This is a genomic window from Pseudomonas lutea (genome assembly GCF_000759445.1).
GTDB lineage: Bacteria > Pseudomonadota > Gammaproteobacteria > Pseudomonadales > Pseudomonadaceae > Aquipseudomonas > Aquipseudomonas lutea.
In genome coordinates this window covers 2742198-2757648 of sequence record NZ_JRMB01000001.1, presented here as the reverse complement: position 1 = coordinate 2757648, position 15451 = coordinate 2742198, and the positions used below count along the sequence as shown (strand labels likewise).

The 15451-nt window shown below is 62.4% G+C and carries 11 protein-coding genes; 6 read left to right on the top strand and 5 right to left on the bottom strand.

What is annotated here, in order from left to right; translation table 11 throughout:
* Nucleotides 1-290 precede the first annotated feature (290 nt).
* The 5 genes from ptsP to LT42_RS11865 all read left to right on the top strand — a co-directional run bounded on the left by ptsP (nucleotide 291) and on the right by LT42_RS11865 (nucleotide 8879).
* Nucleotides 291-3152, top strand: coding sequence for a phosphoenolpyruvate--protein phosphotransferase (gene ptsP / locus LT42_RS11885; RefSeq protein ID WP_037012612.1), 2862 nt, complete (start codon nucleotides 291-293; stop codon nucleotides 3150-3152).
* Nucleotides 3152-4090 carry a 1-phosphofructokinase gene (pfkB, locus tag LT42_RS11880; RefSeq protein WP_037012611.1) on the top strand — a complete coding sequence of 313 codons (939 nt, stop codon included), beginning with the start codon at nucleotides 3152-3154 and terminating at the stop codon, nucleotides 4088-4090. Before ptsP ends, pfkB begins: the two co-directional genes overlap by 1 nt.
* A gap of 16 nt (nucleotides 4091-4106) precedes the next feature.
* Nucleotides 4107-5837 (top strand): PTS fructose-like transporter subunit IIB, encoded by a 1731-nt coding sequence (locus tag LT42_RS11875; protein WP_037012609.1) that lies wholly within the window; start codon nucleotides 4107-4109, stop codon nucleotides 5835-5837.
* A gap of 267 nt (nucleotides 5838-6104) precedes the next feature.
* Nucleotides 6105-7667, top strand: coding sequence for an alkaline phosphatase D family protein (locus LT42_RS11870; protein WP_037012608.1), 1563 nt, complete (start codon nucleotides 6105-6107; stop codon nucleotides 7665-7667).
* A gap of 270 nt (nucleotides 7668-7937) precedes the next feature.
* Nucleotides 7938-8879, top strand: coding sequence for an AEC family transporter (locus LT42_RS11865; RefSeq protein WP_037012606.1), 942 nt, complete (start codon nucleotides 7938-7940; stop codon nucleotides 8877-8879).
* A gap of 464 nt (nucleotides 8880-9343) precedes the next feature.
* Here the strand turns inward: LT42_RS11865 and LT42_RS11860 are convergent, their stop codons facing one another.
* The 5 genes from LT42_RS11860 to gatC form a co-directional block, all read right to left on the bottom strand.
* A complete protein-coding gene (locus LT42_RS11860; RefSeq protein WP_037013278.1) occupies nucleotides 9344-10396 on the bottom strand; it encodes a calcium/sodium antiporter in 1053 nt (350 codons plus the stop codon).
* Nucleotides 10397-10441: 45 nt separating this feature from the next.
* Entirely contained in the window at nucleotides 10442-10816 is a 375-nt protein-coding gene (locus LT42_RS11855) for a septal ring lytic transglycosylase RlpA family protein (protein WP_037012605.1), read from the bottom strand.
* Nucleotides 10817-10963: 147 nt separating this feature from the next.
* A complete protein-coding gene (gatB, locus tag LT42_RS11850) occupies nucleotides 10964-12409 on the bottom strand; it encodes an Asp-tRNA(Asn)/Glu-tRNA(Gln) amidotransferase subunit GatB (RefSeq protein WP_037012604.1) in 1446 nt (481 codons plus the stop codon).
* A gap of 11 nt (nucleotides 12410-12420) precedes the next feature.
* On the bottom strand, nucleotides 12421-13872 hold the full coding sequence (gene gatA, locus LT42_RS11845) for an Asp-tRNA(Asn)/Glu-tRNA(Gln) amidotransferase subunit GatA (protein ID WP_037012603.1): 1452 nt from the start codon (nucleotides 13870-13872) through the stop codon (nucleotides 12421-12423).
* A 15-nt stretch (nucleotides 13873-13887) separates the two neighbouring features.
* A complete protein-coding gene (gene gatC, locus LT42_RS11840) occupies nucleotides 13888-14175 on the bottom strand; it encodes an Asp-tRNA(Asn)/Glu-tRNA(Gln) amidotransferase subunit GatC (protein ID WP_037012602.1) in 288 nt (95 codons plus the stop codon).
* A 207-nt stretch (nucleotides 14176-14382) separates the two neighbouring features.
* Between gatC and mreB the strand changes: the two genes are divergently transcribed.
* Nucleotides 14383-15420: a rod shape-determining protein MreB gene (mreB, locus tag LT42_RS11835; RefSeq protein WP_020292894.1), complete on the top strand. Its 1038-nt coding sequence runs from the start codon at nucleotides 14383-14385 to the stop codon at nucleotides 15418-15420.
* Nucleotides 15421-15451: the final 31 nt, after the last annotated feature.

Here is a 15451-nt window from a genome sequence, read left to right as displayed (position 1 = left end):
CATGACAGCAGACCGTCTCGTTGTAGGAAGGATATGAGGCACTAGAGACGTTTCCTACATGATTCGACCGGATGAGCTTCAAACCGCCGGTATTATCGAGTAACGTGCGCGACACCTTAGATTAAACGATTCAGCAGGCGTGTTTATTGCCTTGTGCCCTACGAGAACCGTCTCGAAGCGCGCATGAAGATGGGGCGTTGTCTTCATCGTCCGTCACTGAAAGTCATCGGCCGTAGGGCCGGTCCTACAACAAGAATCAGGCGCGACCCCGCGCAGCACAGGAGAAAGCAATGCTCGAGCTGACCATAGAGCAAATATCCATGGAACAGTCGGCGGTGAACAAGCCCGCGGCGTTGCAGCTTCTGGCCGACCTGCTGGTGGCCGACGGACTGGTCGCCCCTGGCTACCTTGAAGGTCTGCAGGCGCGCGAGCAACAGGGTTCGACCTTCCTGGGCCAGGGCATCGCCATCCCCCACGGTACCCCGCAAACCCGCGATCAAGTATTTGCCACGGGCGTGCGCCTGATGCAATTCCCTGAGGGTGTGGACTGGGGCGACGGGCAGATGGTCTACCTGGCGATCGGCATCGCAGCCAAGTCCGACGAGCATTTGCGCTTGCTGCAACTGCTGACCCGCGCGCTCGGTGAGAACGACCTGGGCGAGGCGCTGCGTCAAGCGAAGGACCCGGAATCGCTGCTTCAGTTGCTCCAGGGCGCGCCGCAAGAGCTGGCCCTCGACGCGCAAATGATCAGCCTGGGCGTGATGGTCGATGATTTTGAAGAGCTGGTCTGGCGCGGTGCCCGCCTGTTGCGCAAGGCCGAATGCGTGAACAACGGTTTTGCCGCCGTGCTGCAGCAGGTTGAGCCTTTGCCGTTGGGCGAAGGCCTGTGGTGGCTGCACAGTGAGCAAATGGTCAACAAACCCGGCCTGGCGTTTGTCACGCCGGATAAACCGATGCGTCATCTGGGCCAGGCACTGACCGGGTTGTTCTGCCTGGCCAGCCTGGGCGAGTCGCATCAGGCCTTGCTTGAACGTCTGTGTGCGCTGCTGATCGAGGGTCGTGGCCATGAGTTGGGCCAGGCTAAGAGCAGTCGCGCGGTACTTCAGGCATTGGGCGGTGACGTGCCGCCGGACTGGCCGAGCGAACGCGTGACCTTGGCCAACGCCCATGGCTTGCACGCGCGGCCGGCGAAAATCCTGGCGCAGCTGGCCAAAGGATTTGAGGGCGATGTGCGCGTGCGCATTGTCGATGGCACCGAAAACCCCGTCTCTGCCAAAAGCCTGAGCAAGCTTTTGAGCCTCGGCGTGCAGCGCGGGCAGTCCCTGGAATTCATCGCCGAGCCAACCATTGCCGCCCAGGCGCTGCCGGCGCTGGTGGCGGCGGTACTCGACGGGCTGGGCGAAGAGATCGAACCGTTGCCGGCCCACTCCGAGCCTGCCGCAGACAAGGCCGCGGCGCAAAAGAGCCTCAGCGCACCCGCGGCCGGTTCGCAGCGTCAGGCTGTGCCTGCCTCGCCCGGCATTGCCTTCGGTCCGGCTCATGTCCACGTGCTGCCGGTGCTTGATTATCCGTTGCAGGGCGAGTCCCAGGGCGTCGAACACGAACGCCTGCACAGCGCGCTGGCTCAGGTGCGTATCGACATCGAGCAGTTGATCGCGCGCAGTTCGGCCAAGGCCATTCGCGAGATATTTGTCACCCACCAGGAAATGCTCGCCGACCCAGAACTGGTCGACGAAGTCGCGCAGCGCCTGAAACAGGGCGAAAGCGCCGCCGCAGCGTGGATGAATGTGATCGAGGCCGCAGCACGGCAGCAGGAACAACTCAAGGATGCGCTGCTCGCTGAACGCGCAGCGGATCTGCGTGACGTAGGCCGCCGGGTGTTGGCGCAAATCTGCGGCGTCGAGGACCTGGTCGAACCCGACGAGCCCTACATCCTGGTGATGGACGAAGTAGGCCCCTCAGACGTCGCGCGTCTGGACCCTGCGCGCGTTGCCGGGATTCTGACCGCCCGGGGTGGTGCCACGGCGCACAGTGCCATCGTTGCCCGCGCGCTGGGCATTCCGGCGCTGGTGGGCGCGGGTGATGATGTACTGCTGATCACATCCGGCACGCAGTTACTGATTGACGGGCAACGCGGCCGTCTCGACGTCGCCCCGGACGAGGCCACCCTCAAGCGCGCGTTGCAGGACCGTGACACCCGCGAGCAACGACTCAAGGCGGCGGCTGCATTGCGTATGGAACCGGCCATCACCCAGGACGGCCACGCCGTTGAGGTGTTTGCCAACATTGGTGACAGCGCCGGTACGCCGGCAGCGGTGGAGCAGGGCGCCGAAGGGATTGGTCTGCTGCGCACGGAATTGCTGTTCATGGCGCACAGCTCCGCGCCGGACGAAGCCACCCAGGAAGCCGAGTACCGCCGCGTGCTTGACGACCTCGACGGTCGTCCGCTGGTGGTCCGCACCCTCGACGTGGGCGGCGACAAACCGCTGCCTTACTGGCCTATCGACAAAGAAGAAAACCCGTTTCTCGGCGTGCGCGGCATCCGCCTGACGCTGCAGCGCCCGGACATCATGGAAAGCCAGCTGCGGGCGTTGTTGCGGGCGGCGGACAATCGGCCGTTGCGGATCATGTTCCCCATGGTCGGAACCGTTGAAGAGTGGCGTCAGGCGCGCGAGATGACCGAGCGGCTGCGCGTGGAAATCCCCGTTGCCGACCTGCAACTGGGGATCATGATCGAGGTGCCGTCGGCTGCCCTGCTGGCCCCGGTGCTGGCCAAAGAAGTCGACTTCTTCAGCGTCGGCACCAACGACTTGACCCAGTACACGATGGCCATCGATCGCGGTCACCCGACCCTGTCGGCGCAGGCCGATGGCTTGCACCCGGCGGTATTGCAACTGATCGACATCACCGTGCGCGCAGCCCATGCCCATGGCAAATGGGTGGGCGTGTGCGGCGAACTCGCCGCCGACCCGCTGGCGGTGCCGGTATTGGTTGGCCTGGGGGTGGACGAATTAAGTGTCTCGGCGCGCAGCATTGGTGAAGTCAAAGCCTGCGTCCGTGAATTGAATCTGATCGAAGCCCGAAAACTCGCGCAAACGGCTCTGGCCGCTGGCAGCGCAGCGGACGTGCGTGCCCTGGTGGAGGGGCTGTAATGGCGAAAATTCTTACATTGACGATGAATCCGGCGCTGGACCTGACCGTGCAGCTCGGTCCGTTGCACGTCGGCCAGGTCAACCGCAGCGACGCCATGCTCAGCCACGCGGCGGGCAAGGGCATCAACGTCGCCCAAGTGTTGGCTGACTTGGGTCACGAGCTGACGGTCGCCGGTTTTCTCGGGGTGGATAACCAGCAACCGTTCGAAAGCCTGTTCGCCAAACGCGGTTTCACCGACGAGTTCGTGCGGGTGCCGGGCGAGACGCGCAGTAACATCAAACTGGCTGAAAGCAGCGGGCGCATCACCGACCTCAATGGCCCGGGGCCTGAGGTCAGCGTGCAGGCGCAACAGGCGCTGGCGACTCGCGTGGAACAGATCGCGGCCGGTTTCGACGCCGTGGTCGTGGCGGGCAGCTTGCCACGGGGCGTCAGCGCGCAGTGGCTAAAAACGCTGTTGCTGCGGCTCAACGCGATGGGGCTGAAAGTGGCCCTGGACACCAGCGGCGAAGCCTTGCGCGTTGGCCTGGAGGCATCGCCGTGGATGATCAAACCCAACACCGAGGAACTGGCTGATGCCCTCGATGCGCCCATCATCTCCATCGACGCACAAGCGCAGGCTGCGGCTGAACTGCGTCAGCGCGGCATCGAGCATGTGGTGATTTCCCAAGGCTCGGAAGGCGTTCACTGGTTCAGCGCCGACGCGGCGTTGCAGGCGCTGCCACCCAAAGTCACCGTCGCCAGCACCGTCGGCGCGGGGGATTCGCTGTTGGCCGGCATGGTTCACGGCCTGCTCTGCGGGCACAAGGCCGAGCAAACCTTGCGCACGGCCACCGCCATCGCGGCCATGGCCGTTACGCAGATCGGTTTCGGCATCAATGACCCGGCGCAATTGAAGCGTTTGGAAAGCGGCGTCAGCGTCCGCGTCCTGACGGCATGACAAGAGAGGAAAGGTGATGAAGTTAGCCATCGTTACGGCGTGTCCGAACGGCAAAATCAGCAGCGTCCTCAGTGCCCGTCTGCTGGATGCAGCGGCGCAGCGCCAGGGCTGGAGCACTTGCGTAGAGATCCACGATCCGCGTCATCCGGAAAAGCAGTTGTCTGAGGCCGAGATTGCAGCGGCTGACTGGGTGCTGGTGGTCAATACCGGTGCGCTGGACCTGACGCGTTTCTCCGGCAAGCGGCTGTATCAAGCCACGCCCGCGCGAGCATTGCAGGACGCAGATGAATTTTTGCGGTCTGCGGCAGAGCTTGCCACCGAGCACACCGCAAGCAGCGCGCCAGCGGTTACAGCCTCCGCACAACCGCGACTGGTGGCGGTCACGGCCTGTCCGACCGGCGTCGCGCATACGTTCATGGCCGCAGAAGCCATTCAGCAGGCGGCGAAAAAGCTCGGCTATGACCTGCAGGTCGAAACCCAGGGCTCGGTAGGCGCGCGTAACCCGCTCAGCGCCCAAGCCATTGCCGACGCTGATGTGGTGCTGCTGGCGGCGGACATCGAAGTCGCCACTGAGCGTTTCGCCGGCAAGCGCATCTATCGCTGCGGCACCGGCGTTGCGCTCAAGCAGGCCGAGGCCACGTTGAAAAAAGCGTTGGCCGAGGCTGAGGTGGAGTCCGCCGCGTCAGCTGCGAAAGGCGCGTCCAAAAAAGAGAAGACCGGCGTCTACAAACACCTGCTCACCGGGGTGTCCTTCATGCTGCCGATGGTGGTGGCGGGCGGTCTGCTCATTGCTCTGTCGTTCGTGTTCGGGATTCACGCGGCGGAGGAGCCGGGTACGCTGGCGGCAGCGTTGAAACAGATTGGCGCGGGCGCGGCGTTCCAGCTGATGGTGCCGTTGCTGGCGGGCTACATCGCTTATTCCATTGCAGACCGTCCGGGGCTGGCGCCAGGTATGATCGGCGGCTTGCTGGCCAGCACCCTGGGGGCGGGGTTCATTGGCGGGATCATCGCTGGCTTCCTTGCGGGGTACAGCGCGTGGGCGGTCAATCGCTACGCAAAGCTGCCGGCGAGCGTCGAGGCGTTGAAGCCGATTCTGATCATCCCTTTGCTGGCGAGTCTGTTCACCGGTCTTGTGATGATCTACGTGGTGGGCAAGCCGGTCGCTGGCATGCTCGAAGGCCTCACGCATTTCCTCGACACCATGGGCACCGCCAACGCAGTTCTGCTCGGCGTGCTGCTGGGCGCAATGATGTGCGTGGACCTGGGTGGCCCGATCAACAAGGCCTCGTATGCGTTTTCGGTGGGGTTGCTGGCTTCCAGCAGCGGCGCACCGATGGCAGCGACGATGGCCGCTGGCATGGTACCGCCGATCGGCATGGGCATCGCCGCGTTGATCGCCCGCCGCAAATTCGCTCAAAGCGAACGTGAAGCAGGCAAGGCGGCGCTGGTGCTGGGGTTGTGTTTCATTTCGGAAGGGGCGATCCCGTTTGCCGCCAAAGACCCGCTTCGGGTGATTCCGGCGAGCATTGCCGGTGGCGCGCTGACCGGTGCGCTGTCGATGTTCTTCGGCTGCAAACTGATGGCGCCCCACGGCGGTCTTTTCGTACTCCTCATCCCCAATGCGATCAATCACGCGCTGCTGTATCTGTTGGCGATCGTTGCGGGCAGCGTCGTGACCGGCGTGCTCTATGCGCTGCTCAAACGCCCTGAAACGGCCGAGCTGGACGCAGTGCCCGCCGGCGCGTAACCGCTGGCGTTTCCCCGGCTATAACCGGTTCCACGGGATCCACGCGATGCTTTTAGTGGGACCGGCTTTAGCCGGGAAGAGGCCGGTGTGCCCGCAATCAGAACCTTGGTGTGACTACCGACGCCTTCCCGGCTAAAGCCGGTCCCACCAGGTGAACGAGTTGTGTCAGTGATTTCCTCATCACCGGGTGCTGCGATCCGCTGTCATCTCCTGCAAACAATCCGCTGCTAGTTTCCTCACTTTGGCATTCGCTTGAGGAGGATAAACATGTCCCGGTTTGACCTGACCCGCCGCCGTATCATTCAGGCTGCTGGCGCCGGATTGTTGCTGCCGGGGCTCGCACCCGCTGTGATTGCGTCCGTGAAGGACCGCCCCAAGATGACCGACGGGGTGCAGTCCGGCGATGTCCTCGGCGACCGCGCGATGGTCTGGAGCCGCAGTGATCGCCCCGCCTGGATGGTGGTTGAATGGGACACCCGCAGCATGTTCACCCAGCCGCGCCGCGCGGTTTCGTTGCTCGCCGACCAGCGCACCGACTTTACCGCCCGCGTCGAGTTGACGGGCTTGCCGGCCGATCAGGCCATTTTCTACCGCGTCTACTTCGAAGACGCTCAAAGCAGGGTTGCCAGTGAACCGTGGTTTGGTCATCTGCGCAGCGTGCCGGTCAATCGACGCAACATCCGCTTCGTCTGGAGCGGCGACACGGTAGGGCAGGGCTTCGGCATCAACCCTGACATCGGCGGCATGCGCATCTATGAAGCGATGCGCCTGCGCCTGCCGGACTTTTTCATCCACAGCGGCGACACCATTTACGCCGATGGGCCTGTACCCGCCGAAGTCGTCACCGAGGGTGGACGCATCTGGCGCAATATCACTACCGAAGAAAAGAGCAAGGTCGCCGAAACCCTCGACGAATACCGAGGCGCCTACCGCTACAACCTGATGGACGACAACCTGCGACGCTTCAACGCCGAGGTCCCGCAGATCTGGCAGTGGGACGACCACGAAGTGACCAACAACTGGTCGCCGAGCAAGCAGCTGGATGACCGCTACAAGGTCAAGGACATCCAGTTGCTGGCCTCGCGCGGCCGCCAGGCGTTTCTGGAATACGCACCGATGCGCCTGCAGAGCGCCGACAACGGCGGGCGCGTGTACCGCAAGCTCGGTTACGGCCCGATGCTGGACGTCTTCGTGCTCGACATGCGCAGCTACCGCGACGGCAACGATGCCAATCTGGCCGACAAGCCGGGGCCGACCACCGCCTTTCTGGGTCGTGAGCAACTGGACTGGCTCAAGCGCGAACTGCAGGCCTCGACGGCGCAATGGAAAGTCATCGCCGCTGACATGCCGATAGGGCTCGGCGTCCCGGACGGTGAGATCAGCCCCGGCGTGATGCGCTGGGAAGCGATCGCGAACGGCGACAATGGCGCGCCAAAGGGCCGTGAAATGGAAGTCGCCGAGTTGCTGGGATTCCTGCGCCAGCAGAAGGTGCGCGACACCGTCTGGCTAACCGCCGATGTGCACTACTGCGCCGCGCATCACTACCATCCCGATCAGGCAATATTTCAAGACTTCGACCCGTTCTGGGAATTCGTCGCCGGGCCGCTGAATGCCGGCAGCTTCGGGCCTAACACGCTGGACAAGACGTTTGGGCCTGAGCTGGTGTTTCAGAAAGCCCCGCCCGCGCAGAACACTTCGCCGTTCGCCGGGTTCCAGTTCTTTGGTGAGGTCAACATTGATGGGCAGAGCGCCGAGATGACGGTGACCCTGCGGGATCTGGATGGCGTGTCGGTGTTCGAGAAAAAGCTGCAACCTGCCAATCCGGCCTGACGCAACCCCTGTCGGGGCGCGCTTGCCCGCGAAAACGCCGGTACATTCGCTACATGTTTAGCGGTTGAAACACCGTCTTCGCGGGCAAGCGCGCTCCTACAATTTTGCGGCGCGCCGCCCTCTACCATCAGGGCCAGTGAAGTGGCGGCCTGCCATCCGATCAGGGCCCGATGAAGTCGCAGTTGTACGATGACTTGCAATTGCCGTTAACACTTCGCGCTCCGCTGGCCTATCATTAGCTACCTAACGACGGCTCAGGGTTTGGCGTGCATGCTGGCAATCTTTCTGGAAACCCTGAACATTACCGCCCCGGTCTTCGCCATGCTGTTCCTGGGCGTGGTCCTCAAGCGCGTGGGCTGGATCAACGACAACTTCATCCACACGGCTTCCTCGCTGGTGTTCAACTGCACAATGCCCGCGCTGCTGTTTCTGGGGATCATCCACGCTGACCTGCACGCGGCGCTGCAGCCTGGGGTGTTGATCTATTTCATCGTGGCGACGCTGCTGGGTTTTGCGTTGTCGTGGGGCTGGGCCATTTACCGTGTGCCGTTCGCCGAGCGAGGCACCTACACCCAAGGGGCGTTTCGCGGTAACAACGGCGTCATCGGCCTTGCGCTGGCCGCAAGCATGTACGGCGACTACGGCATTTCGCTAGGCGCGATTCTGGCCGCGCTGGTCATTCTTTTCTACAACACCCTCTCTACCGTTGTGCTCGCGGTCTACAGCCCGGTCATCAAGTCCGACCCGTGGAGCGTCACCAAAAGCGTCATGGCCAATCCGCTGATCATCAGCATTGTCATCGCCGCGCCCTTCGCTTACTTCCAGATCCCCCTTCCCAAATGGCTCGACACCTCCGGCAGTTACCTGGCGCAGATGACCTTGCCGTTGGCGCTGATGTGCATCGGCGGCACTCTGTCGTTGAAGTCATTGCGCGAGAGCGGCACGCTGGCGATCAGCGCCAGCCTGATGAAAATGGTCTGGTTGCCGCTGATTTGCACACTCGGCGCGTGGCTGCTGGGCTTCCGTCATGCAGAGCTGGGGATTTTGTTTCTGTACTTCGGCGCGCCGACAGCCTCGGCCAGCTTTGTCATGGTGCGTGCGGCCAATGGCAACCACGAACTGGCTGCATCGATCATCGTCATCACCACCCTGGCGGCCGCGGTCACGACCAATGTCGGGATTTTCATCCTGCAATGGGGCGGGTGGATATAGACCTTCAGCCCATCCTGGAACCACTGCCAATCCCGGAACCACTGCCGGTCCTGGAATCGCAGCCAGTTCACGGCGCAGTCTGTAGGAGCCGGCTTGCTGGCGAACCCGGTGCATCAGGCGCCATCCCCGTCACTGATCTACCGCTTTCGCCAGCAAGCCGGCTCCTACAGTGCGATGTTGTTCATCCTCAGGCGTACAGTGCTGCCGTCGCCACGCGCGTATCGTTCCGACGACGATGCACGCGGCTGTCACCGGCCTAGGCAATAACGCCATGCCCATCTGACTGGCGACATTCCACGACCAGGATCGCGATCGTAGGAGCCGGCTTGCTGGCGAACCCGGTGCATCAGGCGCCATCCTCGTCACTGATCTACCGCTTTCGCCAGCAAGCCGGCTCCTACAGTGGGTCGTGGTTCATCCTCCAAGCCGGCTCCTACAGCGGGTCGTGGTTCATCCTCAGGTGTTCAGTGCTGCCGTCGCCACGCGCGTATCGTTCCGACCACAATGCACGCGGCTATCACCGGCAACGCGTAGTGAATCATCAGACGTTCCAGCCGCTCTGCCAGCGGCATGCCGGTGGTGAAGGAGACGATGTGCAGCCCATACACAGCGTAAAGCCCGAGCAGCAACAGCCCCTCCAGCCGGGTGATCCGATAACCCGAGTAAAACAGCGGCACGCACAGCACGGCCACGCCCAGCATGACCGGTAAATCGAAATCCAGCGCGTTGGGCGATATCGACAGTGGGCCGGTGGCAATCAGCGACGTGATGCCCAGCACGCCCAACAGGTTGAACAGGTTGCTGCCGATAATGTTACCCACGGCGATGTCCCGTTCACCGCGCAATGCTGCGACCAGCGAGGTCATCAAGGCGGGCAGCGATGTGGCCACGGCGATCACGGTGAGGCCGATGACCCGCTCCGACAAACCAAGGTCCAGCGCTACCGTCACCGCCGCGCCGACCAGCAAGTGGCTGCCGAAGGTCAGCAGGGCCAGGCCGCATGCCATCAACGCCAGCCGGCCGAGTATGGGCCTGACGCGACGACGCGGAGCGACGTCGACCTTCGAGACATGTCGCGCGCCGTGGGCAAACTGGCGCACCACGACGAACAGGTACGCTGCCATTCCAAGCAGTAACACGATGCCATCCAGTGCGCTCAGCTCGCCGTTCCAGGCCAGCGCGGCGACCAATGCGGTCGCGCCGATCATCAGCGGCAGGTCAACACGCACCAACTGGCGAGCCACCCTGAGCGGGATGATCAACGCCGACAGCCCCAGTGTGACCAGCACGTTGAAAATATTGCTGCCGATGACGCTGCCGACCGCGATGTCGGTGCTGTCGGTGAAGGCTGCCTGCAATCCGACGGCAAGTTGAGGCGCGCTGCTGCCGAGGGCGACGACTGTCAGGCCGAGGAACAGCGGGCGGGTTTTGAGGAGCGCGGCGAGGGCCACGGCAGCGCGTACCGACAGTTGCGCGCCGATGATCATCAGCAACAGGCCGCAGGCGAGCTCGATCAGGGTAGGCAAGGGCAGATTCGTTAGGGCGAGAATTCAGGGCACCAGTCAGTCGTCGAGGGCTTGTACCCGCACTTGTGCGGTTCCGCTGCGCAGCATACCCAATTGCGTGGCCGCTGCGCGCGACACGTCAATCAGCCGACCGCGCGTGTGCGGGCCGCGATCGTTGATGCGTACGATGACCTTGCGGTCGTTGTCCAGGTTGGTGACTTGCACACGCGTGCCGAACGGCAGTTGACGGTGCGCGGCAGTCAGGGCATTCGGGTCGAAGCGCTCACCACTGGCGGTGCGCTGACCGGCGTGTTGTGAGCCGTAATACGAGGCGCCACCGGTTGCGTTGTAACCGTGCGGATCGATGAGGCCATCACTGGCGCAGCCGGCCAGCAGGGAGAGCAGGGCGCAAGCGCCGAGGATTCGCCGCATGGGGCAGGGTCCCTTGGAAATGTTCAGTTCGCCAATCCGGCATCGCCCGGGACTGACCCGGGCGAGCACGTTTCTGCAGAAGACCGCGATTTGCGACCACGGTCCCTTGTAGGAGCGACCGGGGTGGCGCTCCTACAGGTTTCGCGTTCAGCCTTCGAGCTTGCGCTTGAGCAGTTCGTTGACCTGGCCCGGGTTGGCCTTGCCCTTCGATGCCTTCATCGCTTGCCCGACAAAGAAGCCGAACATCTTGCCGCGTTTGGCTTCGTCGGCCGCACGGTACTGCTCGACCTGTTCAGCGTTGGCAGCGAGGACGTCGTCCAGCATTGACTCAATGGCGCCGCTGTCCGTGACTTGCTTGAGACCGCGCTGCTCGATGATCTCGTCGGCGTTGCCCTCGCCATTGGCCATCGCCTCAAAGACCATCTTGGCGATTTTGCCCGAGATGGTGTTGTCCTTGATGCGCAGCAGCATGCCGCCCAGTTGTTCAGCGCTGACCGGCGATTCGTCGATCTCGACGCCCTGCTTGTTCAGCAGCGAACCCAGCTCAACCATCACCCAGTTGGCCGCCAGTTTCGCGTCGCCCGAGATGCTGACGACCTTCTCGAAGAAGTCGGCCTGTTCGCGGCTGGAGGCCAGCACGCTGGCGTCATACAGCGAAAGCCCGAACTGTGACTGGAAGCGCTCGCGTTTCTGCGGAGGCAGTTCCGGCAAGGTCGCCCGGGTCTGCTCCAGGAACGAGTCTTCAATGATCACCGGCAACAGGTCAGGGTCGGGGAAGTAACGGTAGTCGTTGGCTTCCTCTTTGCTGCGCATGGCGCGGGTTTCATTGGTGTTCGGGTCGTACAGGCGGGTCTGCTGAATGACCTTGCCGCCGTCTTCGATGAGATCGATCTGACGCTGGATTTCGCTGTTGATCGCTTTCTCGATGAAGCGGAACGAGTTGACGTTCTTGATCTCGCAGCGCGTGCCGAACTCAACCTGGCCTTTCGGGCGAATCGACACGTTGCAGTCGCAGCGCAGCGAGCCTTCCGCCATGTTGCCGTCGCAAATGCCCAGATAACGAACCAGTGCATGCATCGCCTTGACGTAAGCAACCGCTTCCTTCGCCGAGCGCATGTCCGGTTCGGAAACGATCTCCAGCAACGGCGTACCCGCACGGTTGAGATCGATGCCGGTCATGCCACTGTAATCTTCATGCAGGCTCTTGCCTGCGTCTTCTTCAAGGTGCGCGCGGGTCACGCCAATGCGCTTGATCGTGCCGTCTTCGAGGGTGATGTCCAAATGGCCCTTGCCAACGATCGGCAATTCCATCTGGCTGATCTGATAACCCTTCGGCAGGTCAGGGTAGAAGTAGTTCTTGCGGGCGAACACGTTGTGCTGGCCGATCTCGGCGTCGATGGCCAGGCCAAACTTGACCGCCATCTGCACGGCTTCCTTGTTCAGCACCGGCAAGCTGCCGGGCATGCCCAGATCTACCAGGCTCGCCTGGGTATTAGGCTCGGAGCCGAACGTGGTGGCGCTGCCGGAGAAAATCTTCGACTGGGTGGTGAGCTGGGTATGAATCTCCAGCCCGATGACGACTTCCCATTGCATGTGTTTTCTCCTTAGAAGCCAGCCGGCGAGCGGGTGTGCCAATCGGTTACTTGCTGATATTGATGGGCAACGTTCAGCAAGCGACCTTCCTGGAAATACGGCGCCAGCAATTGCACACCCACCGGCAGGCCGTCGGCGAAACCGGCGGGCATTGACAGGCCCGGCAGGCCTGCGAGGTTGGCGGTGATGGTGTAGAAGTCTTCCAGGTAAGCCGAGACAGGGTCCGCGTTCTTGGCGCCTATTTTCCAGGCGGGGTTCGGCGTGGTCGGGCCCAGAATCACGTCGACTTCGGCGAACGCGTTCATGAAGTCGTTCTTGATCAGGCGGCGAATCTTCTGCGCCTGCACGTAGTAAGCGTCGTAGTAACCGGCCGACAGCGCATAGGCGCCGACCATGATCCGGCGCTGAACTTCAGGGCCGAAGCCTTCGCCACGGGAGCGCTTGTACAGGTCGGTCAGGTCTTTCGGGTCTTCGCAGCGATAGCCGAAGCGCACGCCGTCGAAACGCGAGAGGTTGGAGGAGGCCTCTGCCGGTGCAATCACGTAATACGCCGGGATGGCGTGCTGCAGGTTGGGCAGGCTGACTTCCTTGACCACGGCGCCGAGCTTCTTCAGCTCTTCGACGCTGGCCATGACCAGGTCCGCAATGCGCGGGTCCAGGCCGGCGCCGAAATATTCCTTCGGCACGCCAATGCGCAGACCCTGCAGCGATGCGCTCAGGCCAGCGCTGTAATCGGGCACCGGTTCGTCGATGCTGGTGGAGTCATTCACGTCGAAACCGGCCATGCCTTGCAGCAGCAATGCGCAGTCTTCGGCGGTGCGCGCCATCGGGCCCGCCTGATCCAGGCTGGAGGCGTAGGCAATCATGCCCCAGCGGGAAACCCGGCCGTAGGTCGGTTTCAGGCCGGTGAGGTTGGTGAGTGCGGCTGGTTGACGGATCGAACCGCCGGTATCGGTGCCGGTAGCGCCGGGCAGCAGACGCGCCGCAACGGCAGCGGCCGAACCGCCGGACGAGCCGCCGGGAACATGCTCGAGGTGCCACGGGTTTTTAACTGCGCCGTAATGGCTGGATTCGTTGGCCGACCCCATGGCGAATTCGTCCATGTTGGTCTTGCCCAGCGTCACGGTACCGGCGGCGGCGAGCCTGGCAACCACAGTGGCGTCGTAGGGGGCCTTGAAGTTATCGAGCATCTTCGAGGCGCAACTGGTGCGAATGCCCTTGGTGCAGAAGAGGTCCTTGTGCGCCAATGGAGCACCCAGCAAAGGCCCGGTTTCGCCTGCCGCGCGGCGGGCGTCGGCAGCCTGGGCCTGAGTGATCGCCAGGTCTTCGGTGACAGTGATGAAGCTATTGAGCTGCGGATCCAGCTGAGCGATGCGCGCCAGCAGATTGCGGGTCAATTCTTCGGAAGAAAACTTTTTATCGGCGAGTCCGCGAGCGATCTCTGCCAGAGTCATTTCATGCATTGCAGGCTCATTCCCTTAGTCGATGACTTTCGGAACCAGATAAAGGCCGTCTTGGACCGCTGGTGCGATGGCTTGATAGGAGTCGCGATGATTGACCTCGGTAACGGCGTCTTCACGCAGGCGCTGGGAGGCTTCAAGGGGATGCGCGAGGGGCTCGATGCCGGTGGTATCGACCGCCTGCATCTGGTCAACCAGCCCGAGAATGCTATTCAGTGCTTCAGTAGTACGCGGGATATCGGCGTCATTAAGACCCAGTCGGGCCAGATGAGCGATTTTTTCCACGTCGGAGCGATCAAGCGCCATGGGGTTCTCCAGTGGAATGCGCAGGGCATGAGCCATACGTCAGATTGCGGAACACTACGCCCTTTAAACGGTCATAAGGCCGCGATCTTCCAGGGTAGTGCTCGGAAAAACCGCCAATTTAACATATTGGCTCCTTGCCCAAAATCCCTGTCGTTGTTAGAGTTTGCCGCACTTTTTTACCCACGCGTTGCCTAGGGTCCTTTCCCCATGTTCAAGAAACTGCGTGGCATGTTTTCCAGCGATCTTTCCATCGACCTGGGCACTGCCAACACCCTTATTTACGTGCGTGAGCGCGGCATTGTTCTGAATGAGCCATCAGTTGTGGCCATTCGGACCCACGGAAATCAGAAGAGCGTTGTTGCGGTCGGGATGGAAGCCAAGCGGATGCTGGGCCGTACCCCGGGCAACATCGCGGCCATTCGCCCCATGAAAGACGGCGTCATCGCCGATTTCAGCGTGTGCGAAAAAATGCTTCAGTATTTTATCAACAAGGTTCACGAGAACAGCTTTCTGCAGCCCAGCCCTCGTGTGCTGATCTGCGTTCCCTGCAAATCCACGCAGGTCGAGCGTCGCGCCATCCGTGAATCCGCTCTGGGTGCCGGTGCGCGCGAAGTCTTCCTGATCGAAGAGCCAATGGCAGCGGCCATCGGTGCCGGCCTGCCGGTCGAAGAGGCTCGCGGTTCGATGGTTGTCGACATCGGCGGCGGTACCACGGAAATCGCCCTGATTTCCCTGAACGGTGTGGTCTATGCCGAATCCGTGCGTGTCGGTGGCGACCGTTTCGACGAAGCGATCATCACTTACGTGCGTCGCAACTACGGCAGCCTGATCGGCGAATCCACCGCCGAGCGCATCAAGCAGGAAATCGGCACGGCCTACCCGGGCGGCGAAGTGCGTGAAGTCGACGTACGTGGTCGCAACCTGGCAGAAGGCGTGCCACGTGCCTTCACCCTGAACTCCAACGAAGTGCTGGAAGCGTTGCAGGAATCCCTGGCAACCATCGTTCAGGCCGTGAAGAGCGCGCTGGAGCAGTCGCCGCCAGAGCTGGCCTCGGACATCGCCGAGCGCGGTCTGGTATTGACCGGCGGTGGCGCACTGCTGCGTGACCTGGACAAACTGCTGGCCCAGGAAACCGGTCTGCCGGTGATCGTTGCCGAAGACCCGCTGACCTGCGTTGCACGCGGCGGTGGCCGTGCGCTGGAAATGATGGACAAGCACACCATGGACCTGCTCTCCAGCGAATAAGTCGCCGGAACGCAGCATGTTGCGCTTAACG